The sequence below is a fragment of the Sphingobium soli genome (genome assembly GCF_020782245.1).
GTDB classification, from domain to species: Bacteria; Pseudomonadota; Alphaproteobacteria; order Sphingomonadales; family Sphingomonadaceae; genus Sphingobium; species Sphingobium soli.
The window spans coordinates 1-22,762 of record NZ_JAJGNP010000012.1 but is presented as its reverse complement, the minus strand read 5'-3'; the positions used below and the strand labels follow the sequence as shown (position 1 = coordinate 22,762).

General features: G+C 62.1%; 17 protein-coding genes and 1 pseudogene. 10 read left to right on the top strand and 8 right to left on the bottom strand.

Annotation, left to right across the window (positions count from 1 at the left end; all coding sequences use genetic code 11):
- Position 1: 1 nt before the first annotated feature.
- Together LL253_RS13810 and LL253_RS13805 are read left to right on the top strand one after the other, a co-directional pair.
- Complete coding sequence (locus LL253_RS13810) at positions 2–1,000, top strand: acyl-CoA dehydrogenase family protein (RefSeq protein WP_228227549.1); 999 nt, start codon at positions 2–4, stop codon at positions 998–1,000.
- Between the two features lie 11 nt (positions 1,001–1,011).
- The gene (locus tag LL253_RS13805) at positions 1,012–1,758 is read left to right on the top strand and encodes an SDR family oxidoreductase (RefSeq protein ID WP_228227548.1); all 747 of its coding nucleotides are present in this window, start codon (positions 1,012–1,014) and stop codon (positions 1,756–1,758) included.
- 2 nt (positions 1,759–1,760) lie between these two features.
- On the opposite strand, the gene LL253_RS13800 is transcribed toward LL253_RS13805, so the two are convergent.
- The 5 genes from LL253_RS13800 to LL253_RS13780 all read right to left on the bottom strand — a co-directional run bounded on the left by LL253_RS13800 (position 1,761) and on the right by LL253_RS13780 (position 9,918).
- Complete coding sequence (locus LL253_RS13800) at positions 1,761–3,236, bottom strand: DUF1254 domain-containing protein (RefSeq protein ID WP_228227547.1); 1,476 nt, start codon at positions 3,234–3,236, stop codon at positions 1,761–1,763.
- 7 nt (positions 3,237–3,243) lie between these two features.
- On the bottom strand, positions 3,244–4,542 hold the full coding sequence (locus LL253_RS13795; RefSeq protein WP_228227546.1) for a spinster family MFS transporter: 1,299 nt from the start codon (positions 4,540–4,542) through the stop codon (positions 3,244–3,246).
- A gap of 103 nt (positions 4,543–4,645) precedes the next feature.
- The gene (locus tag LL253_RS13790; RefSeq protein ID WP_407696105.1) at positions 4,646–7,534 is read right to left on the bottom strand and encodes a TonB-dependent receptor plug domain-containing protein; all 2,889 of its coding nucleotides are present in this window, start codon (positions 7,532–7,534) and stop codon (positions 4,646–4,648) included.
- Positions 7,535–7,600: 66 nt separating this feature from the next.
- A complete protein-coding gene (locus LL253_RS13785) occupies positions 7,601–8,683 on the bottom strand; it encodes a phosphotransferase family protein (protein ID WP_228227544.1) in 1,083 nt (360 codons plus the stop codon).
- Entirely contained in the window at positions 8,680–9,918 is a 1,239-nt protein-coding gene (locus LL253_RS13780; protein ID WP_407696104.1) for an acyl-CoA dehydrogenase family protein, read from the bottom strand. The genes LL253_RS13785 and LL253_RS13780 overlap by 4 nt, the downstream gene beginning before the upstream one ends.
- Positions 9,919–10,100: 182 nt before the next feature.
- On the opposite strand from LL253_RS13780, the gene LL253_RS13775 reads away from it, so the two are divergent.
- From LL253_RS13775 to LL253_RS13740, 8 genes and pseudogenes are all read left to right on the top strand, one after another.
- Positions 10,101–10,808: a carboxymuconolactone decarboxylase family protein gene (locus LL253_RS13775; protein WP_228227543.1), complete on the top strand. Its 708-nt coding sequence runs from the start codon at positions 10,101–10,103 to the stop codon at positions 10,806–10,808.
- A gap of 39 nt (positions 10,809–10,847) precedes the next feature.
- Positions 10,848–11,645, top strand: a complete 798-nt coding sequence (locus tag LL253_RS13770) for an enoyl-CoA hydratase/isomerase family protein (RefSeq protein WP_009820731.1) — start codon at positions 10,848–10,850, stop codon at positions 11,643–11,645.
- A gap of 3 nt (positions 11,646–11,648) precedes the next feature.
- On the top strand, positions 11,649–11,987 hold the full coding sequence (locus tag LL253_RS13765) for an EthD family reductase (RefSeq protein WP_009820732.1): 339 nt from the start codon (positions 11,649–11,651) through the stop codon (positions 11,985–11,987).
- The gene (locus tag LL253_RS13760; protein ID WP_009820733.1) at positions 11,980–12,774 is read left to right on the top strand and encodes an SDR family NAD(P)-dependent oxidoreductase; all 795 of its coding nucleotides are present in this window, start codon (positions 11,980–11,982) and stop codon (positions 12,772–12,774) included. Before LL253_RS13765 ends, LL253_RS13760 begins: the two co-directional genes overlap by 8 nt.
- Complete coding sequence (locus LL253_RS13755) at positions 12,752–14,293, top strand: class I adenylate-forming enzyme family protein (RefSeq protein ID WP_228227542.1); 1,542 nt, start codon at positions 12,752–12,754, stop codon at positions 14,291–14,293. Before LL253_RS13760 ends, LL253_RS13755 begins: the two co-directional genes overlap by 23 nt.
- Before the next feature lies 1 nt (position 14,294).
- On the top strand, positions 14,295–16,364 hold the full coding sequence (locus LL253_RS13750; protein WP_228227541.1) for a 3-hydroxyacyl-CoA dehydrogenase NAD-binding domain-containing protein: 2,070 nt from the start codon (positions 14,295–14,297) through the stop codon (positions 16,362–16,364).
- Positions 16,365–16,475: 111 nt separating this feature from the next.
- A complete protein-coding gene (locus LL253_RS13745; protein WP_228227598.1) occupies positions 16,476–16,679 on the top strand; it encodes a hypothetical protein in 204 nt (67 codons plus the stop codon).
- A 44-nt stretch (positions 16,680–16,723) separates the two neighbouring features.
- Positions 16,724–17,499 (top strand): annotated as a pseudogene (locus tag LL253_RS13740) (IS5 family transposase).
- Between the two features lie 72 nt (positions 17,500–17,571).
- On the opposite strand, the gene LL253_RS13735 reads toward LL253_RS13740, so the two are convergent.
- The 3 genes from LL253_RS13735 to LL253_RS13725 form a co-directional block, all read right to left on the bottom strand.
- Positions 17,572–17,727 carry a hypothetical protein gene (locus tag LL253_RS13735; RefSeq protein WP_228227540.1) on the bottom strand — a complete coding sequence of 52 codons (156 nt, stop codon included), beginning with the start codon at positions 17,725–17,727 and terminating at the stop codon, positions 17,572–17,574.
- Between the two features lie 40 nt (positions 17,728–17,767).
- Positions 17,768–18,622, bottom strand: a complete 855-nt coding sequence (locus tag LL253_RS13730) for an alpha/beta fold hydrolase (protein WP_228227539.1) — start codon at positions 18,620–18,622, stop codon at positions 17,768–17,770.
- 274 nt (positions 18,623–18,896) lie between these two features.
- A complete protein-coding gene (locus LL253_RS13725) occupies positions 18,897–21,728 on the bottom strand; it encodes a TonB-dependent receptor (RefSeq protein WP_407696107.1) in 2,832 nt (943 codons plus the stop codon).
- Positions 21,729–22,762 lie beyond the last annotated feature (1,034 nt).

Here is a 22,762-nt window from a genome sequence, read left to right as displayed (position 1 = left end):
CATGAACCTCGCGCTCAGCGATGAGCAGGCTATGGTCCGTGACATGGTCCGCCGCTTTCTGGCGGACCGCTACGACGCGACGACCATGGCGAAAGGGCCGATGTCCTCCGACGACTGGCGCGCGTTGGGGGAGCTCGGCCTCTTTGCTCTGCTCATGCCGGAACAGGCCGGTGGGCTGGGTGGCGGTGCGGTGGAGGTGATGATCATCTCGCAAGAGCTGGGACGCGCGCTTGCGATCACGCCACTGGCCGAAGCCATCCTGCTGTGCGGGCGCGCGCTGGCCGCTGATCAGGCCGTCGGAGGTTGGACCGACAGACTGATGCAGGGAGACGCCTTGCTCGCGTTCGCGCGGGGCGGAGAGGTTGTGGATGGACGGCTCTCCGGTTTGGCGGATATCGTCCGGGACGGCGTCAATGCCGACGCGTTCGTCGTGGAGACGGAAGTGGGCGCGCTTCTGTTGGTCGATGTGCAGGACAGCGGCATCCGCCGGATACCGGTTCGCCTGGTGGACGGCAGCATGGCGGCGAATGTGCGGTTCGATGCGGCGCTGGCCCAACCGCTCACGGCCCCCGCAAGCCTTTGGGCAGAAGCGCACACTCTCGCCGGCCTGTCGATCATCGCCGAACTGGTTGGCGCGATGTCAACATTGCTCGACCTTACGGTCGACTATATCAAACAACGCCATCAGTTCGGTAAGCCGATCGCAAGCTTTCAGGTCGTGCAGCATCGCTGCGCCCGGATGTACACTTGGCTGGAGCAGTCTCGCTCGCTGCTTTTGAAAGCGGCCATGGTCGGGGAAAAAGAACGGACCCGGGCTGTGACGACCGCGAGAGCCTATATTGGCGATACTGCCTTGAAGCTTGCTGAAGAAGCGGTGCAGCTGCATGGCGGCATGGGGGTCACCAATGAACTCGCGGTCGGACGTGGGCTGCGCCGGGTGCTACTGCTGTCACGCTTACACGGCGGTGGAATCGCCGCCCGTTCTGCCTTGGCGGCCTGACGGGATCGGCCATGGCTACGACAGGCAGGGTCGAGGGAAAGGTCGTTCTCGTGACCGGCGCGGCGCACGGGCTGGGCCGGGCCGATGCCGAAGCATTGGCGCGCGAGGGCGCGCGGGTCATCGTCGCCGATGTGGATGGGGAACAAGCGCAACGGGTCGCGGACGCGCTTCCGGCCGCGATAGCGCTGCGTCTGGATGTGACCTCCGAAGCACAGTGGCAGGCTGCGCTGACGAAGATCATGTGGGCGCATGGCCGTCTTGATGCGCTGGTCAACAATGCGGGCATCGCGGCTTTCGAGACGGTCGAGCAGTCGTCGCTGGAGGTATTCCGCCGCGTGATGGCCGTTTCGGCGGAAGGAACGTTTCTGGGATGCAGGACCTGCCTGCCGGCGCTTGCAGCCAGCGGTGCGGGATCGATCGTCAACATAGCGTCGGTGGCCGCGATCCGGGGCAATCCGTCGGTTTTCGCTTATAGCGCGGCCAAAGGCGCCATACTTTCCATGACGCGCAGCCTGATCGTCCATTGCCAGCAGCAGGGCTATCCCGTTCGCGCCAATGTGGTTCTGCCCGGCTCGCACGATACGCAGATGGTCCGTGACGCTTATCAATTCGCCGCGCCTGAATTGCGCGAAGCCGCGCAACGGCATGAAGGGCAGCCGGAGCATGTCGCCGATCTCGTCCTGTTTCTGGTGTCGGACGAGTCCGCCCGGCTGAACGGCGCTGAGATCGTGATCGACAACGGCCGGACGGTAGCCTGATGCTAGGGGCTCCTGCAACCCGCTGAATCGGGCGGGACTTTTGGGTTAACCGGCCTGACCGCTGGAGGATGCCATCTCGCCTCCGCAGCCCTTGCCTCGGGGCGGTAAAGGCGCATCATTAGCATGAATGGTTCGTGCGGAGCGGGCAGCCAGTTTGCCCGGCCTTCTTCGCCGGGATCGTCATTCTGGATGAGAAGGCGAAGGGATCCATCCGGTCCATAGACGATGCCCGGCGTCCGGTCGCCGATTGAGTAGCGTCCGATCGGATTGGCGGCCAGAAAGCCTTTCTCGTAATATAGTGTGATGGACCAGAAGCCGTCCACCGGGGGCAGATCCTGCTTGCGAAAGCAGAGGGTATAGGTGTTCCGGCCGTCGAGCTGTTGCCCCTGCGCATCGAGATGCGCGACCGGATAAAGCGCTTCGTCCTTGTCCAGCACATAGATCTGGTCCATCGCCACGGCCGCGCGCAACAGGAGGTCTCGGCCGAAGCGGGAACCAGCATAGCTGGTCGTCCAGCCGCCTGAAAGCGTGCCCAAATGGCGGGTCTTCTCGCGGATAATGGCGAGGCCGTCGGCGACGCCACGTTCGATGACAGCGCGCTCGACTGCCGGCAGATGCGCATAGCGGAAGCCGTTTTCAGTGGTGAGGCCTATGCGGCGCAGAGAAGCGATGAAGTCAGCATCCTCTTTCGACACGCGCCAGTCTTCAAGAACGGTGCCCAAGTTGGCGAGAAGGTTCAGGCCATTGGGCGCGCCGTTAATATCGCCCGCCAAGGGGCGCTGCGATGTTATCGGAGTTTCGGCCAGGCGTCCTTTGCCAAGCCACTTGCGCAGCCTTATCGCATCCTGAATACGGTGTACGTTCGGTAGGTCCTGCGATCCGTCGACGAGGACGCGTCCCGCCACCATCAGGTAGCGCTGCGCGCTGCGCACGACTTTTGCCCCCTTCGGGATTTCCCCGCGATAGTCAGGCCCGGCGATGAAGATCGGTGGAAGCCGCCCACCATGGCTGCTCTGACCATAGGATTGTCGTGTCTCACTGTCGGCTTCGCCGAACTGAAAGATATAGTAGCGTGTCCCGAAGTCCGGCGTGTCGAGTTGAAACGGGCCTGCCTGCGTGTCGACAAAGGCAAGGCTGTAGAGCGTGTCGTTGTTCGGCGCGACGCCAATTCGCGTATCCGGTCCGGCAAGGTCTCGCGCCTGGCCGATCCGGTTGATGGGGGCCGTGGCAAGCGTCGTCGGGCGGGGAGCGAAGGGATGCTCTGGCTGGGTTGCCTTCTGCCGCAGCTGCGCCGCCCGAACCAACGGATAGCCCCAAACGGTCGCGCGAACGGCCAAGGTGTAAGGATCGGTGCTCGCGCCGGAAAATATCTGCTGGGTGCTCGTCGCGTTTCGGAGCGGCTCTGACTGAAGCGGTTGCGAGGCTAAAACGCTCAGCAGAAACGCCAATGACAGCCTATAAGAAAAAAAGAGCGGCATGAGAGATTTAATGCTCCGTCAGATCGCTTGCGTAGAACCGGGATGCCCAAGCGATGCTCCCAGCGCCCGCGAGCGAGAACAGCACCACGACCGAAAGCGCGTAACGTAGCGATATGTCGTGCATCCCGTCCGCCGCCGCCAGATGATCGCTGAGGAACCCCGTCACCGCTGGTCCCAGGCCAAGCCCGAACAGATTGAAGACGAGCAGGGTCACCGCCGACGTAAGGGCCCGGATGCGTGGCGGAACGACGGACTGCGGAACGCCGATGATTGGCCCATAGTAAAAGAACATGAGCATGGTCGCGACGAAGCCGAACACCAGCGATGCCGTCAGCGATGGGATCAGGAATTGGAGCAGAGCAGCCGGCACCATCAGCAGCATCGCGACGGCGCTCACCCACACGCGGCCCGCCGGGTCGCGCGATCCTGCCGCGTCGGACAGGCGCCCGCCCAGATAGATGCCGATGCCACCGCCGAGCCCGTTCATCAGCGCCAGCCAAGAAGCGACATCGGCCAGCGGCATGTCGTGAACGCGCATGTAGAAGGGCGCGGACCAACTCATCATCGCATATTGGGCGAAAGCATGAAGGGTCGTGCCGATCAACATGTAGCGATAGGTGCGCAACCGCCATAGGAATCGTATGGCTTCGCCCAGGGGTGGCGCTGTTTCCGCTTGCATCGAAAGGCCTGATCCCGTCCGCTTAGGCTCCCGCACGAGCAGCAGGACGAGCGGCGCCAGGGCCAGCCCCGCAACGCCTATCACTCCGAAAGCGAGACGCCATCCCAGCGCCGCGGCGATCCATCCGCCGGACGCATAACCGAGCATGATCCCGGCCGGGAGAGCCAATCCCCATAGCGCGAGCGCCGTGACCCGTTTTTCAGGCGGATAATAGTCGGCTATTATGGAATGCGAGGCCGGCACGGAACCCGCCTCGCCCAGTGCGACCCCGATGCGGAAGGCGACGAGGGAGCCGAAACCGGTCGCCAGGCCCGAAAGCGCCGTCATGCCGCTCCAGGTGGCGATCGAGGCGGCGATGATATTGCGGCGGTTGAAGCGATCCGCCAGGCGCGCGATCGGAAGGGAAAGCGTCGCGTGGAACAGCGCAAAGGCAAGGCCGGTGAGTAGTCCGAGTTGGCCGTCGCTCAACTTCAGTTCCTGCTTTATCGGTTCCTGAAGCACCGAGAGAACGGTACGGTCGATATAGTTGAACATCGAGACCAGCCCCAGCATGACCAGCATCGTACGGCGTAAACCGGCCGCAGAGGTGGTCGGCGGGGCAGTTAAGCCAATGGGAGGGCTGTTCATGCGCTTACCTCTTGAAAAGCTCTTTCATTGAAGGAAGACCCGCCTTGGGCGGGCCTCCCCGAATTATCGAACTTCCCTCGCCGGCAGTCCGTCTGGCAACTCATCAGAACTTGAAACGAACCCCGGCCGTGAGCGTGCGCCCAGCGACGTTATAGAGCGTGAACAGGGTCGGATAGAGAAGCCCCGGCGCTGCGGCCGCGGCAACCAGCGGCGGCTTGCGGTCGAACAGGTTAGTGGCTGTCACGAACAGCTCCGGCTCACCGCGCACGTCGAACTTATAGGAAGCCGTGGCGTCGGTATAGAAGACCGGCTTGATCGCCGGGACATCGTAAAAAGACGTCGGATCGTTCTTGAGGTTGCCGATGGTCACCTTGCCGATCATTGATTCCTGCACGAACAGGGTCAGGCCGCCATTGGTGTAATTAGCGCTGAGGGTGCCCCTGAACTTGGGATAGGCATAGCCCGTCTGGCTGTTGACGCCATGGCCCGCATAATCGATGATCGGGGCGATCGAGTTTGTCTGCGACTTGTAACGGTCAAGATAGTTGGCAAAGGCGCGCAATGCGAGATCGCCATTGCCCAACTTGGTCCGGTACGACATGGTGATGTCGAGGCCGCTGGTCCGCAGGAAGCTGATATTCTGGGTGATGAGGCTCACCGAAATTGGATAGTTCGCGGCCGAGCGATCACTAAACGGCAGCGGTCTTTCAATGAGGGCGCAGGTCGGCGATGTGCCGTTCGAGGTTTCGCACTCGTTGATCACATCATTCAGCCCTTGCGTGGCGATGGCGCCTTTGATCTTGAGGTCGTAATAATCGACCGAAACATCAAGGCCGGGTAGGAAACTGGGGCTAAGGACCACGCCAGCGGCGAACGTGTCGCCCGTTTCGGGATCGAGGTCGGGGTTGCCGCCGCTGAATTGGCGGATCGAACCGGGCTGGCCCGTGTGAGGGTCGTTGAAGTTCACCGGCTGGGTCTGGACGCCGGCAAACAGCTCAAACAGCGAGGGCGCACGAATATCGCGCGAGCGCGTGACACGGAACATGATGTCCTGGATCGGCTTGTAGACCGCGCCGACCTTCCAAGTCTTGACGCTTCCGCTGGTGCTGTAGTCGGTAAGGCGAAAAGCGCCATTGAGGCTCAGTTCCTCGGCGAAGGGCTGGCTCTTGAACACCGGAACCTGCGCTTCCGCGAACGCCTCCTTCACGTTCAGCTTGCCATAGGCCGAGCCGACATTGGTGTTGTTGAAACGGGTCATGCGATTGGCCGGAATGCCCCGCAGGCCGGTAAAGTCTGTGGGCACCGCGGGATCGGAATTAGACCTCAGTTCCAGCTTCTGCTTACGATATTGCCCGCCAACGGCGACCGTCACCGGACCAGCCGGGAGCTCGAAAAGGTCCCCGCGCGCCGACACGACGAAGTCGTCGGTTGTGTTCATGGCGCGGTAGCGGGATACGCCAAGGACGGTCTGCAGATCGGCGGCTGAGGGTGTTCCCGCGCCGAAGACATTGAGCGGCGTGCAGCCCGGATAGAGGCCCGGGTTGGTCAGCGTAACGCGGCAGACGATCGAGCCGTCGGGTCCGCGAACCGCATCCAGCGCTGCTGCCATCTTGGGAATCTCGACCTGCGTCTGGGCAAATTTGGTGACGGAATTGCCATGAGTATAGTCGGCGGTGATGTTCCATCCGCCGAGGTTCCACTCAAGCCCGCCATTGATGAGAAAGGCATTGGTCGCCTCCCGCGTCGGGATGGGGCCCTGCTCGCCGATGAAGCGGAAGACGGTGAAGCTATCGTTGGGTCCCATTTGCGCCTGAACACCCGGGTCCAGGAAGGCATTGCCACTGAAGAAACGGAAGCCGAGCACGGACTGCGCCTGCGTATCGTAACTGGTGACGCTGCGCGAATAGCTGCCCTGGACATGCGCCGTCAGCCCGTCAGTCAGATCATAGGCCAGTCGGCCAAAGCCCTGGGTGGTTGTCAGCGGCGCGATAAGCTGGTTGAAGCCGGGAATATAGAGCCCGTCGCCGCCCACATTGGTGCCGGGCGTCCCGGTGGGGGTGCCGCGCTGTATCGGGCGGACCGCGCCGCCCGGCAGGAAGATGTTGTTGGCGAGCGCGGGTACGGTGCTCGTCAGGATGATGCCGTTATTATAGTCGTTGGTCGTGAAACGCAGGTTCGGCAGGAAGATGAACGGGTTTGCCTCGCGACCAGGTGCGGCGGTCGATCCTGGGACCGAACCTACGGCGGCATAGGCATCGTCACCATAGATGCGCGCGCTACGCTTGATGCCATCGCTGTGGAAACGCTCGATCGAGGCAAGAACATGACCGCGATCGCCTGCAAAGCTCAGGCCCCCTGCAATGCCAATGCGATAATTGCCGAGATCGCCTCGTGTCGATACGCCGCGCTGCGCGACGCCCTTTACGCCTGTGAACTTCTTGTCGAGGACGAAGTTGACCGCCCCGCTCACGGCGTCAGAGCCGTAGACGGCCGATGCGCCGCCGGTCACAACATCCACCCGCTGGACCAGTAGTTGAGGAATCGTATTGACGTCCACTGCGCCGCGGAAAGTCGTAGGCGGAACGCGGATGCCGTCGAGGAGGATCAGCGCTCGCGTCGGGCCGACGCCGCGCAGGTTGAGCAGGTTGCCATGCTCGCCACTATTGCCCTGCAACTGGCTGTTGGATTGCGGGCTGACAGAGTTGGCAAATTGCGGCAACTTGTTGATCGCATCGGCAAGGTTGGTCGGGGTCGCCTTCTCCAACTCCGTTGTGGGCGCAACAGTGACTGGTGTCGGCTGGCTGTAGCCGTCGCGCACGACGCGCGTTCCGGTGACGACGATGTCGCGTGTGGTAGGCGCGCCAGCATCCTCCATCGGCTGGGGTTCGGGCGACGCTGTCGTCGCCGTTTGCGCATGGGCCGGTGCGATTATACCGGCGAAGGCGCATCCAGAAAGGAGCGCTAGTCGGCCAAACTTGAACCTTGTCATCATCTCTCTCCCTCCGATTAGGGCCATTTTGTCTTTCGCCCTGAATTCTCGTTTCATCCTGTCAGAAGATCAGACTGCGCCGGCCTCCTGCGCTGCCTGCCAGGCGGCCTTGGCCAGTGGTTCGATCCGTGTGACGATGTCGCCGGCATTGCTTGCGGTCTGCACGCCGTCGCGCGCCCGGCCGGCGATGCCTTGCAAAATCGCGGCCACCCGGAACAGGTTGAAGGCGCGGTAGAAGGGGTGCGTTGGATCGCCGCGAAGGCCGGTCCGCTCGCAGTAGCGCCGGGAATAGTCCTCCGCAGTTGGAATGCCGAGCGTGGCTAGATCAGCCCCGCGCAGGGTACCGCGCACATCAACGCCCTCTGGCCGGAACCATTCCATCATATGATAGGTGAGGTCGCCGAGCGGATCGCCCAAAGTCGACAGTTCCCAGTCTATGACAGCGGAGACGCGCGGTTCGGTCGGATGGACCAGCAAGTTGTGGAAGGAATAGTCACCATGGATGATCGTGGTGCGTTCTTCTGTGACTGGAATCGCGCTGGGCAGCCAGTCTATCAGCCGGTCCATTTCCGGAATATTCCGGGTGCGCGAGGCATCATATTGCCGCGACCAGCGTGAGATTTGCCGCGCGAAATAATTGCCCGGCTTGCCATAGTCGCCGAGCCCGAGCGACGCAAAGTCGACCAGATGCAGGCGGGCGAGAGTTTCATTGGCGGAATCATAGATCGCGGCCCGCTCCGCACGGTCGAGGCTTGGCATGCGCGGGTCCCAGAAGCTGCGTCCCGGGACGTAGCGCATCACGTAGAAGATGCTGCCGATGACATCCTCATCCTCGCAGAGCAGTAGCGGCTCAGCAACAGGCAGCCCTGCTTCGTGCAGGGCCATGGTGATGCGATATTCGCGATCCACCGCATGGGCGGATTTCAGCAAAACGCCCGCAGGCTTGCGTCGCAGGACGTAGCGATGGTCCGGCGTCGACAGAAGGAAAGTCGGGTTGGATTGGCCGCCCTCGAACTGCTGGACGCGCATGGGTCCGGAAAAATCGACGATCCGACCTGTCAGATAAGCGGCAAGGCGCGTCTCATCGAACGCGCTGTTAATGGCGACATCGATTATCGAGCCGATCGTGGCGGCAGGCTGCGCGGTGCTCACGATGCGGCCCTTTCGGCATATTTTGCGAGCTCCATACGGGCAAGCTGGCGTTCATGCACCTCGTCCGGGCCATCGGTCAGCCGCACGATGCGGGTGTTCGCCCAAAGCTCGGCTAGGCCAAAGTCGTCGCTCACCCCACCTCCGCCATGCGCCTGGATGGCGTCATCGACGATCTGTTGCGCCATCTTGGGCGCGGCGATCTTGATCATCGCGATTTCGGCGCGCGCGGCCTTGTTGCCGACAATGTCCATCCTGTGCGCGGCCTTCAGGCACAGCAGGCGCGCCATTTCGATCTCGCAGCGGGCGCGGGCGATCCGTTCTTCCCAAACCGAATGTTCGGCGATGGCGTTGCCAAATGCCCGCCGCGAGAGCAGGCGGCGGCACATCTTTTCCAGCGCGACTTCCATCGTCGCGATGTTGCGCATTGTGTGATGGATGCGTCCCGGACCCAGCCGCCCCTGTGCGATTTCGAAACCGCGGCCCTCACCGAGCAGCATGTTTTCGGCTGGCACCCGCACGTTGTCCAGTGCCACCTCGAAATGGCCATGGGGGGCATGATCGTAGCCAAAGACGGGAAGGTGCCGCACAAGCGTCACGCCCGGCGCGTCGCGCGGCACCAGAATCATCGACTGCTGCCGATAGGGCGCGGCGTCCGGATCGGTCTTGCCCATGACGATGAAGAAATCACAGCGCGGATGGCCGGCACCCGACGACCACCATTTCCGGCCGTTGATGACATAGTTGCTGCCGTCACGGCGAATCTCGGTCTGGATGTTGCGCGCGTCGGAGGACGCGACGGCCGGCTCAGTCATCAGGAAGGCAGACCGGGTCATCCCGTCACGCAGCGGCACCATGAAGCGCTGCTTCTGCTCGGCCGTGCCATAGCGGTGGAGCACCTCGAAATTGCCGGTGTCGGGCGCCATGCAGTTGAACACCTCGCTAGCGAAGGAAATCCGGCCCATTAGTTCGGCGATCGGCGCATATTCGACGTTGGTAAGGCCAACGCTGGTGAAAAATTCGTCGTCATGCTCAGATGGCGGCATGAAGATGTTCCACAGCCCGGCCGCCTGCGCCTTGTCCTTGAGTTCGTCAAAGATGGGGGGAATTTCGGTCCAGCGATCAATCGCGGCGGACTGCGAGTGATAAAGGGGGACCGCCGGAGCGATGTGCTCCTCCATGAACGCCCGCACACGCTCCATCCAATCCCTGGACTTGGCCGACTGTTCAAAATCCACGCATCCGCTCCATTTATGCCACCGGATTCGAGCCGGCCCAGTTATGTTCTAGGACTCACCCGACCGATCGGTCGAGTGATTATTATTCAACCGACCGGTCGGCTGTCAAACTGGTCAGGCAAAAAATTTTTAGTTGACGTCCGACCAGTCGGTCGAGCATCTCAGTGGCAGGAGAGCATGCAATGACCAATAACCCGCTCATGGAAGTCGCCCTGTTGCAGGGCCATGCGCCCTACACGCTTGCGGGGTATGAGAAATTTCGTTCCGTGATCGATTCAGACGGCGCGCTTCCGGCCAAGTTTAAGGCGCTATTCGCTGCGGCGGCAGCAATCGATCGCCGGCATCTCGCCCTTGCGCGGCGAGAATTTCGGCGTGGCGTCGTTCTTGGCTTGACGCCCAAGGAGGCAACGGCAGGCCTGATTGTTTTGGCGAGCCTGCGCGGCGAGGCCGCCGCCATCGATTTCGCGTTGATCATCCATGAAAGCTTTGACGATCCTGCCGCACCGCCGCCACAGGCGCTGCCAAACGCAGCTGCGGGCGAGGCAGAGGCCAATTTCCGGGCCTATTGGGCGGGCAGCATACCTGCGCCGCTCGCCCAGTTGATGCGCCTCCTGCCGGCAGCGGCGGATGCCTATTATCTGATGCGGCGCGGCAGCATCGACGCCAATCCGCTGTCGCCCAAATATGGCGAGTTGCTTCTGCTCGCCATACTGGCGGCAGGATACAGCCCGATGGCAGCGACCCATGTGCGCGGCGCGCGCAATGCCGGTGCTACGGACGAGGAAATTGCGGAGGCCGTGCTGTGCGCGATCCCCGCTGCGGGGATTGCAGCCTGGATGGCGGTCGGCGGGATGCTGGCGCCACCCGAAGAAGGCGGCATTGCCCGCTGAACCACTTAGTTTTCACATCTTTGCCAAGGAGAGAGATTTATGGAACCGGAAAAGGATGTCATCCAATATGAAGTGGCTGACAACGGCATCTGCACCATCTGGCTTAACCGCCCCCATGTGAAGAACTGTGTGAGTCCTCAGCTGCTGCGCGATCTTGAGGCGGCGGTGGACAAGGCGGCGGATGACGATTCGGTGCTGGCGGTCGTGTTCCGTGGGCGCGGCCACACCTTCTGCGCCGGTGCGGATCTTGGGCAGCTCGTAGGACCCGTGCTGCACGAAACCAGCACCTCGCTTCAACTGGCGATCGACTCGGCGCGCACCTATGACAAGATCTACAACATGAAAAAGCCGACCATTGCTTGCGTCGAGGGTTACGCTGTCGCCGGCGGATTCGAGCTTTTTATCTCTTGCGACTTCGGCATTGCCGCCGACGATGCCAAGATCGGCGACTTTCACATCCGCCGCGCCCTGTTCGGCGGCGCCGGCCCGATCTATCGCCTGCCGCGCTATATCGGCATGCGCAAGTCGAAGGAACTGATGCTGACCGGCAAGCTCCTGTCCGGCAAGGAATGCGTCGAATGGGGCCTGTGCAACGCCTCGGCGCCCAGCGACCAGCTGGATCAGCTGATCGAGGATTTCTGCGCACCGCTGATCGACAAGAGCCCCTTCTGCATGTGGATGACCAAGATGGCGGTCAACCGCGGTATGGACGCCGATACCAACTCACTCATCACGCTGGAAACGATGACCTGCAACGTGGTGCATCACTCCGCCGATGCGAAGGAAGGTGTCGCGGCGTTTCTCGAAAAGCGCCAGCCGGTCTGGACGGGCAAGTAAGCCATGGCGGTGAGCATGGTCGTCCTGGCCAGCCGGCCGCAGGACTGGACGCACGAGCAGTTCACTGCCTGGTGGCGCGGCCCCCATGCCGACGCTGCCAAGATACTGCCCGGGCTTCTGGCCTATCGCCACGGCGCGGTGACGAAGGATTATGACAATCCGGAAGCGCCGGCCTGGGACGGTCACGCCGTGCTGACTTTCGCCGATCACGGCGCGCTCGACGCCGCCTTTGCTTCTCCGGAATGGAAGGCGGCGACAGCCCAGACGAAGGGCATGGGCGGTCAGCGCATCATCCTCATCACCGATGAGGTAAATCTGCTTGGCGAAGACGATCATGGCTGACTGGAACCCCGGGTTCACCTCCGCGCAATTTCGCCTCGACGGCAAGCGGGCGCTCATAACCGGTGGACGCGGCGCGTTGGCCGAAGCAATGGCCGCGACGCTGGCGGATCTGGGCTGCGCTGTCGCGCTTGCTTCGCGCACGGAGGCCGACTGTGCCGATCTGGCCGCCGGCATTGCCGAGCGGTTCGGCGTTCCGGCTGTCGGCCTTTCCTGCAACATCGCCGACGAAGCATCGGTGGAGGCGGCGGTCGCGGGAACGATCGACCGGCTGGGCGGCCTCGATATCCTCATCAACAATGCCGGCGCGTCTTGGTGGGGCCTGCCGCAGGATATCCCGCTCAAGGGCTGGCAGAAGGTGATGGACGTCAATGTGACCGGCACCTTCCTCGCTTGCCGCCATGCGGCGCGCCATATGATCGCGGCGGGCGGCGGCGCGATCGTCAACATCGCGTCGGTGGGCGCATTCCTGTCCTATCAGCCTGACGCGGGCCAGGTCGTTCCCTACACCACCAGCAAGGCGGCGATCGTTCACCTGACCAGCGACCTCGCCGCCCAATGGGCCGGACACAATATTCGCGTCAACGCCATCGCACCCGGCTCGATCGAGACGGGAATGACCGAAACGCTTGATCCCGCCATTCAGGAAAAGACGCGGGCGGGCATATTGATGCGCCGCTTCGGCCGCCCGGACGAAGTGGCAGGCACGCTGGCCCTGCTGGCGTCGGACGCAGGTAGCTTCATAACGGGGCAGACCTTCTTGGTCGATGGAGGGCAATCCCTTGCCTGAAGAGCAAAGCCATCCGGCGTTCGAATGGAACGCTGAGCGGCTGTGGCCGCAATTCGCCCGCCTTGCCGACGCCGAACCGGACGCGCTTGCCCTGGCGGATTGCGGCGACCGTCTGTGGAGCCGGGCAGAGCTGCGAGGGCAGGCGGTCGAGATCGCGGCCTTGCTGAAGGCGGCCGGGGTCGGACCGGGCGACCGCGTCCTCGTCACCGCACATAAAAGCCCCGCAACGATCGCCACGGCGCTCGCCATATCGTCACTGCAGGCGATCTTCTGCCCCGTATCGCCAAAGCTCGGCACGGGCGATCTTGCCGCGCTCGAGTCCTTGCTCGGCCATGCTGCCAAGCTGAGCGGCACCAGCAGCGCCTTGCCTGATGTCGCTGCCGTATCCGGCAAACGGTCAACCGATCCGCGCGACCGCAATGCCGCGCTCATCGGCTTTACCTCTGGCAGCACCGGTGTGCCCAAGGCTGTGATGCATGCCCCCGAAGCGCTGAATTACGCGACCCGTGCCTGCGCGGCGATCGCGGGCCTGCAACCGGACGACGCTATCCTGGGCATCGTCCCGCTCGACAGCGCGCCTGGTTTTACCTTCACCGCGCATTTCGCGCTGTCTCTGGGGCATCCGCTGGTGCTGGTCGATCCCTGGGTGCCGGTCGAGGCGCTGCGTCGGGCCGAACGCTATGGTTGCGGCTGGGCGATCGCGGTGCCGACGCATCTCTTCACGATGGTCGAGGCTGCCCGGCTTGGCGAATGGACAGGCCGCTTGCCGCTTCGCGCCATGGCGGTGGGAGGCAGCGCGATGACGCCGGAGCTTATCGAGGATGCTGACCGGCTGCTCGGCCTCAGGGCGCTGCGCATGTTCGGCATGTCCGAATGCATGGGCCATGCGTCCACCAGTCCCGTGCATCCGTTAGAACGCCGTCAGATTTTCGATGGCATCCCCTTCCCTGGCACGCAGGAGGAGGCGTTCGACGCAGAGCTGCGCCCACTGCCGCGCGGCAGTCGGGGACAGGCAGGCGTGCGCGGCCCCTCGCTCTTTCTAGGCTATGCGCAGGGCATGGGGGCAGGGCAGGAGCGGATGACGCCCGACGGCTTCTATCTGACCGGCGACGAGATCGTTCGGGACGAAGAGGGCTTTGTCCGCGTCGTCGGCCGCATCAAGGACCAGATCATTCGCGGCGGCTTTAACATCGACCCCGCCGAGGTGGAGGCTGCCCTTCTGCGCCACCCCGCCGTCGCGGAGGTGGCGGTGGTGGCCGTGCCCGAGCGCAAGCTGGGCGAGCAGGCCTGCGCCGTCTGCCGGCTGCGGACGGACGATGGGAGCATCGACCTGTCCGCGCTGCTTCACCATCTTTCGCAGCAGGGCTTGTCCCGCAAGAAATGGCCCGAGCATCTGGTGCTGGTGGAGGCAATGGCCGTCACCGCCACCGGTAAGCTCGACAAGAAGGCGATGGCCGCCATCGCCGTGGAGGAGGTCGCCCGCAGACGCGCGGCGTCGGCCGCCAGACAGGACGCATGACATGAAGCAGACAGCAACCAGCGTCGTCGTCGACGGCGTGGCTCTTATCCCGCTCGACAATCCCCCGGTGAACGCGCTCTCTGCGTCCCTGCGTCAGGGATTGCAGGCCGAACTCGAACAGGCCTTTAGCGACAAGGCGGTTCGCGCCATTATCTTGCTCTGCGCGGGACGGACCTTCATCGCTGGGGCGGACATCACCGAATTCGGCCAACCCTGGCAGCCGCCGTCCTTGCCAGATCTGTGCGCCATGCTGGACGATGCGCCCAAGCCGGTCGTCGCTGCCATTCACGGCACCGCTTTGGGCGGCGGTTTCGAACTGGCGCTAGCCTGCCACTATCGGGTGGCCGCACAAAGCGCGAGGGTCGGACTGCCGGAAGTGCATCTGGGCCTGCTGCCTGGAGCGGGCGGTACCCAGCGCGTGCCCCGGATCGTCGGTGCGGAGACAGCGCTCGAGATCATCACATCTGGCCGGCAGGTCAAGGCGGCCGAGGCTCTTTCGCTCGGACTGGTCGATACCGTGGTCGAAGATGCCGCCTTGCGCGACAATGCGCTGGCCTTCGCCCACCGCATTGTGGCTCATGGCAGTGACAAGCCACGAGTCCGCGACCGGGCCGACGCGCTCAGCGCCGATCGGGATCGTCCGGAGCTATTCACCGCCTTCGCCGCCGCAAATGCGCGTCGTTTCAAGGGGTTCGTCGCACCCGCCGCCATCATCGAAGCCGTCAAGGCAGCCGTGACCCTCCCCTTCGAGCAGGGGCTAGCGAAGGAAACCGATTTGTTCGAGCGGCTGATCGCCAGCCCCGAATCCGCCGCCCAGCGCCATGTCTTCTTTGCCGAGCGCGAGGCGGCCCGTGTTCCCGACATCGGCCCCGACACGGCCGCGATCGACATCCGGTCGGTGGGTGTCATCGGCGCGGGCACGATGGGCGGCGGCATCACGATGAATTTCCTGAACGCCGGCATTCCCGTCACGCTGTTGGAGACAAGCCAGGAAGCCTTGGATCGCGGCATCGCCACCATCCGCCGCAACTATGAGGCGACGGCGGTCAAGGGGCGGATGACGGCAGCGCAGGTGGAACAGCGCATGGACCTGATTGCGCCCAGCCTCGACCTTTCCTCGCTTACCGACGCCGATCTCATTATCGAAGCCGTCTATGAGAGTATGGACGTCAAGACGGGCATATTCGCCAGTCTTGACCGGATCGCCAGGCAGGGCACGATCCTGGCGTCCAACACCTCCTTCCTCGACCTCAATTGCATTGCGGCAGCGACCAGTCGGCCCGAATGGGTCGTGGGCCTCCATTTCTTCTCACCCGCCAATGTCATGCGCCTGCTGGAGGTCGTGCGAGGGGCCGAAACGTCTAAGGCGGTCGTCGCAACAGCGATGCGGCTCGCTAAACGGATCGGCAAGGTGGCCGTGCTGAGCGGCGTGTGCGACGGCTTCATTGCCAATCGGCTGATGGCGCCGCGTGGCGCGCAGGCGGAAGCGATGATGCTTGAAGACACGCCGATCGCGGAGATAGACCGCGTACTTGTCGACTATGGTTTTGCCATGGGCCATTTCCAGATGATGGATCTGGTTGGCTTGGACGTCATCGGCCGGAACGCGACGGAACGAACCGTGATGGGCGATTTGGTCGCTGTCGGCCGACTGGGCCAGAAGCGTGGCGCGGGCTATTATGATTATGATGATAAGCGGCGGTCGCGTTTTTCGGACGTGACAGGCAAGCTGATAAAGGAGGTCGCCGCCGCCCGAGGCATCGCAAGCAATCGCACTTCAGGCGACGAGGCCTTGCTCGGCCGGCTGCTCTATCCGGTCGTCAACGAGGGCGCGAAAATCCTCGAAGAAGGCATTGCCCTACGCGCATCGGACATCGATATCGCCGCCGTGCTTGGCTATAACTGGCCTGTCTATCGCGGCGGGCCGCTTTTCTGGGCCGATCAGGTTGGACTGGACCGGATCGTCGCAGACATGCGCGCGCTGGAGGTGGTGCATGGCGAAACATTCCGCCCGGCGCCGCTGCTCGTGCGATTGGCGGAGGCGGGGCGCCGGTTCGGCGACAAGCCGTGACCCTCAATCGCGCCTGTGTGCTTGCGCACAGACCCGAAGGCGCCGCGCGCACCAACGATTTCGCCTTCCGGGGAGGACGTAGTCTAACCGCCCGCGCTACAGGAGGACGAAATTCTGGTCCGTACGCGGATCATCTCCTGTGTTCCGACGATCCGCAACTGGCTGAACCCGCCCGGACGCAGTTATCGCGGCGCAATAGGCATCGATGATCCGATCCGGGGCACTGCGGCGGTCGGGATACTGCCGTCTCGTCATCCACTTTTCAAAATCGGGCGGTGGGCTAGAGCGGTGGCGCCTAGGGTCAGGATACATTGATGTGAGAGGCGCAATCTGATTCAGGCTCTGCGAAGAGACTGAATATGAGCGACTTGTACTGGCTGACAGACGAGCAAATGGCGCGGCTCGAGCCATATTTTCCCAAGAGCCATGGCAAGCCGAGGGTTGACGATCGGCGCGGGCTGAGCGGGATGATCTTCGTCAACCGGAATGGGCTGCGCTGGCGGGATGCGCCGAAGGATTACGGACCAAACAAGACGCTCTACAATCGTTGGAAGCGCTGGGGTCAGATGGGCGTCTTCACGCGCATGATGGAAGGGCTCACGGCCAGTGTTGAGCGCAAGACGGTGATGATCGACGCGACCTATTTGAAGGCGCACCGCAGGGCATCAAGCCTGGCGGTAAAAAGGGGGATCTCGGGCGCCTGATCGGCCGCACCAAGGGCGGCATGAACACCAAGGCTCTCCTGAGCTTGTCGAAGGGCTCATGCCGTTACCAATGCCAACGGACGCCCCTTGAACTTCTTCATGACCGCCGGTCAGATCAGCGACTATATCGGCGCAGCGGCCCTTCTTGACGAATTACCCAAAGCATAGTGGTTGCTCGCCGACCGAGGCTATGATGCTGACTGGTTCAGGGACGCGCTGGAGGAAAAGGGCATCAAGTCTTGCATTTCGGGCCGGAAATCGCGCAACGAGCCCATCAAATACGACAAACGCCGCTACAGGCGCCGCAACCGGATCGAGATTGTGCTCGGCCGTCTGAAGGACTGCGCCGTGTCGCCACCCGCTACGACCGACGCCCAATCGCCTTCTTATCGGCGATAGCACTCGCGGCCACCGTCATCTTCGGGCTCTGATCAGTGAGTTCTGACCCTAGCCGCGCAATCGGCGCGATCTGGCGCGGCGCAGGCCGTCCTTCTGCGATCCGATCATAACGGCTTGTCGAGGATGGTCGGGAATGTCGGTTTGATGATGTCGATGTCCGGCCAAGCAGGGGTCATTCGTGCCGATCGCGCTTCGAACTGTGCCTCTTCCATCGGTGCCAGGCCAAGGCCATGACGATGTCGCCCCTGCCGGTTTTTCAATCAATCTCCGCTCGCCACCGGCAACGGCCCTTCCTGCTCTTCAGCTTTGCAGGAAGGCAAGGATGTCGGCATTCAGTTCTTCGGCGTTGGTCGTCAGCATGCCGTGCGGGAAATCCTCATAGATTTTCAGTGTTGCATTGGGCAGCAATTCGGCCTGGAGCACGCCCGCATTCTTGTAAGGCACAACCTGATCGTCATCGCCGTGCAGCACCAGCGTCGGGACGCTGATCGCTTTCAGATCGTCGGTCTGGTCGGTTTCCGAAAAAGCCTTGATGCCGTGATAATGGGCGAGTGCGCTGCCCATCATGCCTTGACGCCACCAATTATCGACAACGCCTTGCTTCACGTCCGCATCCTCGCGATTATAGCCGTAAAAGGGACCGCTCGCGACGTCACGAAAGAATTGCGCACGGTTCTTCGCCAGGCTTTCGCGAAAGCCGTCGAACACGTCGATCGGCAGGCCCCCGGGATAGCGATCGGTCTTGACCATGATCGGGGGCACGGCGCTGACCAGCACAGCCCGGTCGACGCGGCCCTGAGCAATGCCGAAACGCGCGACATAGGCGGCGACTTCGCCACCCCCAGTCGAATGGCCGATATGAACGGCGTTTCTAAGGTCCAAATGCTCGGCAACCGCTGCGGCGTCTGCCGCGTAATGGTCCATATCATGGCCGAAATCGACCTGCTGCGATCGGCCATGGCCGCGCCGGTCATGGGCGACGACGCGATAGCCCTTGTCCAGGAAGAAGAGCATCTGCGCGTCCCAATCGTCGGACGAGAGCGGCCAGCCATGATGGAACATGATCGGCTGGGCATCCTTGCTTCCCCAGTCCTTGTAGAAGATGTCGACGCCGTCGGTGGTGGTCACGAAGCTTGATGGGGCGGGGCTGGGCATAGCAGGCTCCTGATGAAGCGGGATGACGATGAATGTTCGGTTCCGGTCTGGGAAGAGGGTGGCCCTCGTTCGTTGCACAGTGATGAACGCATCGGCCAGGCACATGATGCGTGCGGCCGATTATGCCATTTTTGCGGGCTAAACGATATCTAGAATTGTCACGTGACCGCATCTGCCGCGGGTCTGGCCGCACACTGGTTGAATAAGTAAAGGCGGAAGCGGCTTTCACCGCTTCCGCCTCAGAAGCACATCGTTCTTTCTGCCAAGCCAGCCGTCAGAAGTTGGCGCGAATGCCAGCCAGAATTGTGCGACCGGGATAATAGACCGAGTAAGGCGCATTATCATATTCGAACAGGGTACGGATCGGCTCGTTGGTCATGTTGAGCGCATCGAGCGTCAGGCGTACGCCATCGTTGAGGAAAGGCAGCTGATAGCCGGCCGACAGGTCGAGCTGGCCCCGAGCCTTCGACCGCAGCGAGGCATTCTGGATGCCGTTTTGCGGACGATTGACTGCGATCGCGTCGTCATTCCACACATAGTTCAAGCTGACCGACAGCCGATCGTCTTCATAGAAGCCCTGAAGATTATAGGAATATTTCGACACGCCTGTCGCCACCAGTCCGGAGGAGGAGGATTGGTCCAGATAGGTGCCGTTGGCCGAGAAGCCGAGTCCCTTCATCAGGAAGTCGAGCGGCTGGACCCAGGTGATTTCCAGCCCCTTGATCTTCAGGTCCGACAGGTTGATCGGGCGGTTGTAGGTAATTTCAAGATCGTTGATCGGGACGCCTGTCAAATTTGAACGGTTCCTGAGTGCGTCCTGCTGCGTAGGCAAGAGAGTATCAAACGGGATGCCGAGCGAACCGAATGTGCGCTGCTCTCCCTGTGTCACAGTAAAGCCCTGGATATTTTTCATAAAAAGCGACAGTCCGACATAGCCGATCCCGCCAGTATAGATTTCCCCACCTATGTCGTAGTTGTCCGACGTGTACGGCCTGAGATCGGGATTGCCAGCGGTCGCTACCAAGGCCGATGGGTCGGAGAAGGTGACACCCGGAAGGATCGCGCCCGCGTCAGGCCTCGTCATGGTTCGAGAAGCCGATGCGCGTAGTTTTACATTATCCATGACGTCATAGGTCAGATTAATCGAAGGAAGGAAATTTTCGTATGTCGAACTGGCTGTGAAATTTACGACGCTCTTGTCCGGTAATTGGCTCGGCGCCTCTACATATTGCTCCGTTCGGGCATAACGCATCCCGGTATTAATATGCAGGTCGCGACCGCCAATCGTCGTAACCCCATTCAGTTCGAAATAGGCCCCCCAGACCTTCTCGTCCATGTCGCCGGTCGCGCCGCCGGTGACTGCGCCGATTGCCTCCGGTGCGCTGTCACGATAGCTTTCATAGTTAGTCGCGTCGCGGATCGCGCCAAAGTCCGGCATGATGTAACGGGTAAAGCCGATATCGCCGCTGGCAAGATGGCCAAAATTCTTGACCGATCCGGGCATCAGATATTGCGGGATAGCGCTGGTCGGGATCGACCCAGTGTCGCCCGTGCAGCCGGTGCCGCACACCGACAGCTGATAGGCCGGGCTGTTATCATAGGCGCGGATGGAACGCTGCGCCCGGTCATAGGCGGCGCCGACCTTGACGTTGAAGACGTCGTCACCATAGGTGACATCCAGATGCGCGCCCCTGGTTTCCGTCTTGCGACGGACAAGCGCGACATTCTGGCGATACCATTCCCACAGACCGTTATTGGGGTCGTTCAGGTCGACATTGGTGGTGATCGACGGGTAATCACCCTGGCCGGTGTTGTCATAATAGACGTCGACGCCCGATTGCGGGGCGGCCTGGAACACCCAACTGGGCTGTTCACGGAAAAAGCGGCTCTTCGAATAATTGGCGCTCAAATCGACCTTCAGCAGGTCGCTGGGCTGCCAGCTCAGGCTCGGGTTGATATTCCAGAATTTGGTGGTCTGACGGAACTGGCTCGCCTCCAGGAAGAAGGAGCTATTGGCGAAAGTGCCGCTGGTCACAATATTATTTTCGTCAACTGCCAAGTCGATCGGGATCATGCCGCCCGTCGCCTGCGCGCCTGTGCCCGGCCCGGAATTACGGACCTGCCAGTTCATGATCAGACGGTCATAGTTGCGCTTCGACTGAGCCCAGATCCCATCCAGCGCGAAATGCAGCTCATCGCTCGGCCGCCATTCCAGCGAAGCCAAGGCGGAGATGCGCGAGCGGTCACCCTGCGTCAAAGCCTGGCGGCCCAGACGCGGAATGAGCGCGGTACGAAGTTGATCGAGCGACAGACCCGAAGTCGCGGCCAGATCGACCGGATCGCCAGCCGTCAGGCCATGCCCGGCGTTATTGGGCACTACTGGGGCGTAGAAGAAATTGTTACCGCCTGCATCCGTGCAATCGGGGCCGCAAGAGATATCGCCGTCGCTATAGCCCAGCGTTTCATAGCCATCGACCCGCGTTTTCGTCTTTACGCCTGCTACGCCCAGCAGGATGCCGAACGTATCGGTGGTGTGGCTCGCGACGATCGCGCCGCGCGGGCTGATCTTGTCGTTGCTGTCGGTATATTGGCCCTGCGCGACGACCGTGACATGCGTGCCGGGCTTGTCGAACGGCCGCGCGTTGCGCAGGTTGACCGTGCCGGCGATGCCGCCTTCCAGCGTGGAGGGCGAGGGGGTCTTGGCCAGATCGAGTCGGGTGAACAGTTCCGACGGGAAGAAGTCCAGGTCGACCTCGCGATTGGCGCTGCCGCCATTGGTGCCGCCATCCGACGCGACCTGCAACTGCGATCCGTTCAGCAGCACCCGGGTAAAGCTCGGCCCTAGCCCTCGGATCGCGACCTGCGTGCCTTCGCCATTGATATCGCGGTTGAGGCGGACGCCCGGCATACGGTTGAGCGTTTCGGCAAGATTGGTCGCGGGCAGCTTGCCGATATCCTCGGCAAAGATCGAGTCGCCAAATGCCACCGCGTTCTTCTTGGCGTTGGTTGCGCTTTGGAGAGAGCCGCGGATGCCGGTCACGACGATGTCGGCGACGTCGTCTTCCTGTGCGGCGGGCGGTTGCGGCGTTACCTGGCCAAGGGCCATGGTGGAGGCGGACAGGGCTCCCACTGCCGAGGCCGCGAAGAGCGCGGAACGTAGATGGTTCTGGCGTAACAACATGACAAATCCCTCTCCTGCAATCTCTGTCCGCTTCAGCGGCAAAGTTTTTACTGGTAACGCTATCAGTGGTAACCAAAGCCGCAAATCAGCAATTCTGTCAACAAAAATTTGAGCGATGATAGCGCTATTCGTCATGCGCGCCTTCGCGTTTGCCGGATGGGCTGCCGCTATTTGGACTGCCGCTGGGGGCGCGGATTGCAAGTGTCCTGTTGTAGTGGAGCGAGCCGGCAATGACCTGCGCACGGGACTTCCAAGCAGCGGAAAATCCGATCCGGGGGGCGCGAAAGTTTGTAAGGGCTGCAGGGAACGGCAAGTGTCGGCTTCTACCTGATCAGGGGCACATGCCGTCTGATGCTTGACCGCCGGGATGTCATGGATCAGCTGAGCCGATCGTACCGTCCTTCATCGCGTTGACACCGCTGCGGCCATGGTGCCCTCAAACTGAACCCAGTCGAGAATATAGTGCGGTTGATGCGCGACATCGGCCTCTCTGGCCGCATCTTCATTTTACGACGACGGTGTCGAACATTGTTGTCTCGCTTGGAACCAGCGCTTCGACCAGATTTGACGGATCACGTCGCCAGACTTGGGAAATTAGGCTTATGGCTCTAATACCTGCGCCTTGGCCCGAGAGCGATACAGGCGGGCGTCATTTCGGCATCGCTTTACCTTGCACCACGGCAGGCGCGGATCGCATGATCGAAGTCAAACCGACTACTGCCGCCGGCGAGTCCGACAAGGCCTGACAGGTGCAACTGTAGGCAAATTCGAATGAACGGATGCGTTAATTGGTGGCCAGAAAAGCCGTAGGATTTTCGTCGCTTTCGTCAGGTCCGCTCGAACACTGATGAATGGGTAAATGGCGGACCGAAAGATATTCGAAGGTCGTGTCCCGCGGGGTGGTGTAGGAACCGTCGATCTACGGCAGGATCGGGTTCAGGTCAGGCCGCCAGTGCTGG

Bases quoted from the DNA above. Each gene is read 5' to 3' on its own strand.
- LL253_RS13810 (WP_228227549.1), top strand. From the start codon at position 2: ATGAACCTCGCGCTCAGCGATGAGCAGGCTATGGTCCGTGACATGGTC.
- LL253_RS13805 (WP_228227548.1), top strand. From the start codon at position 1,012: ATGGCTACGACAGGCAGGGTCGAGGGAAAGGTCGTTCTCGTGACCGGC.
- LL253_RS13800 (WP_228227547.1), bottom strand. From the start codon at position 3,236: ATGCCGCTCTTTTTTTCTTATAGGCTGTCATTGGCGTTTCTGCTGAGC.
- LL253_RS13795 (WP_228227546.1), bottom strand. From the start codon at position 4,542: ATGAACAGCCCTCCCATTGGCTTAACTGCCCCGCCGACCACCTCTGCG.
- LL253_RS13790 (WP_407696105.1), bottom strand. From the start codon at position 7,534: ATGATGACAAGGTTCAAGTTTGGCCGACTAGCGCTCCTTTCTGGATGC.
- LL253_RS13775 (WP_228227543.1), top strand. From the start codon at position 10,101: ATGACCAATAACCCGCTCATGGAAGTCGCCCTGTTGCAGGGCCATGCG.
- LL253_RS13770 (WP_009820731.1), top strand. From the start codon at position 10,848: ATGGAACCGGAAAAGGATGTCATCCAATATGAAGTGGCTGACAACGGC.
- LL253_RS13765 (WP_009820732.1), top strand. From the start codon at position 11,649: ATGGCGGTGAGCATGGTCGTCCTGGCCAGCCGGCCGCAGGACTGGACG.
- LL253_RS13760 (WP_009820733.1), top strand. From the start codon at position 11,980: ATGGCTGACTGGAACCCCGGGTTCACCTCCGCGCAATTTCGCCTCGAC.
- LL253_RS13755 (WP_228227542.1), top strand. From the start codon at position 12,752: ATGGAGGGCAATCCCTTGCCTGAAGAGCAAAGCCATCCGGCGTTCGAA.
- LL253_RS13750 (WP_228227541.1), top strand. From the start codon at position 14,295: ATGAAGCAGACAGCAACCAGCGTCGTCGTCGACGGCGTGGCTCTTATC.
- LL253_RS13730 (WP_228227539.1), bottom strand. From the start codon at position 18,622: ATGCCCAGCCCCGCCCCATCAAGCTTCGTGACCACCACCGACGGCGTC.
- LL253_RS13725 (WP_407696107.1), bottom strand. From the start codon at position 21,728: ATGGCCCTTGGCCAGGTAACGCCGCAACCGCCCGCCGCACAGGAAGAC.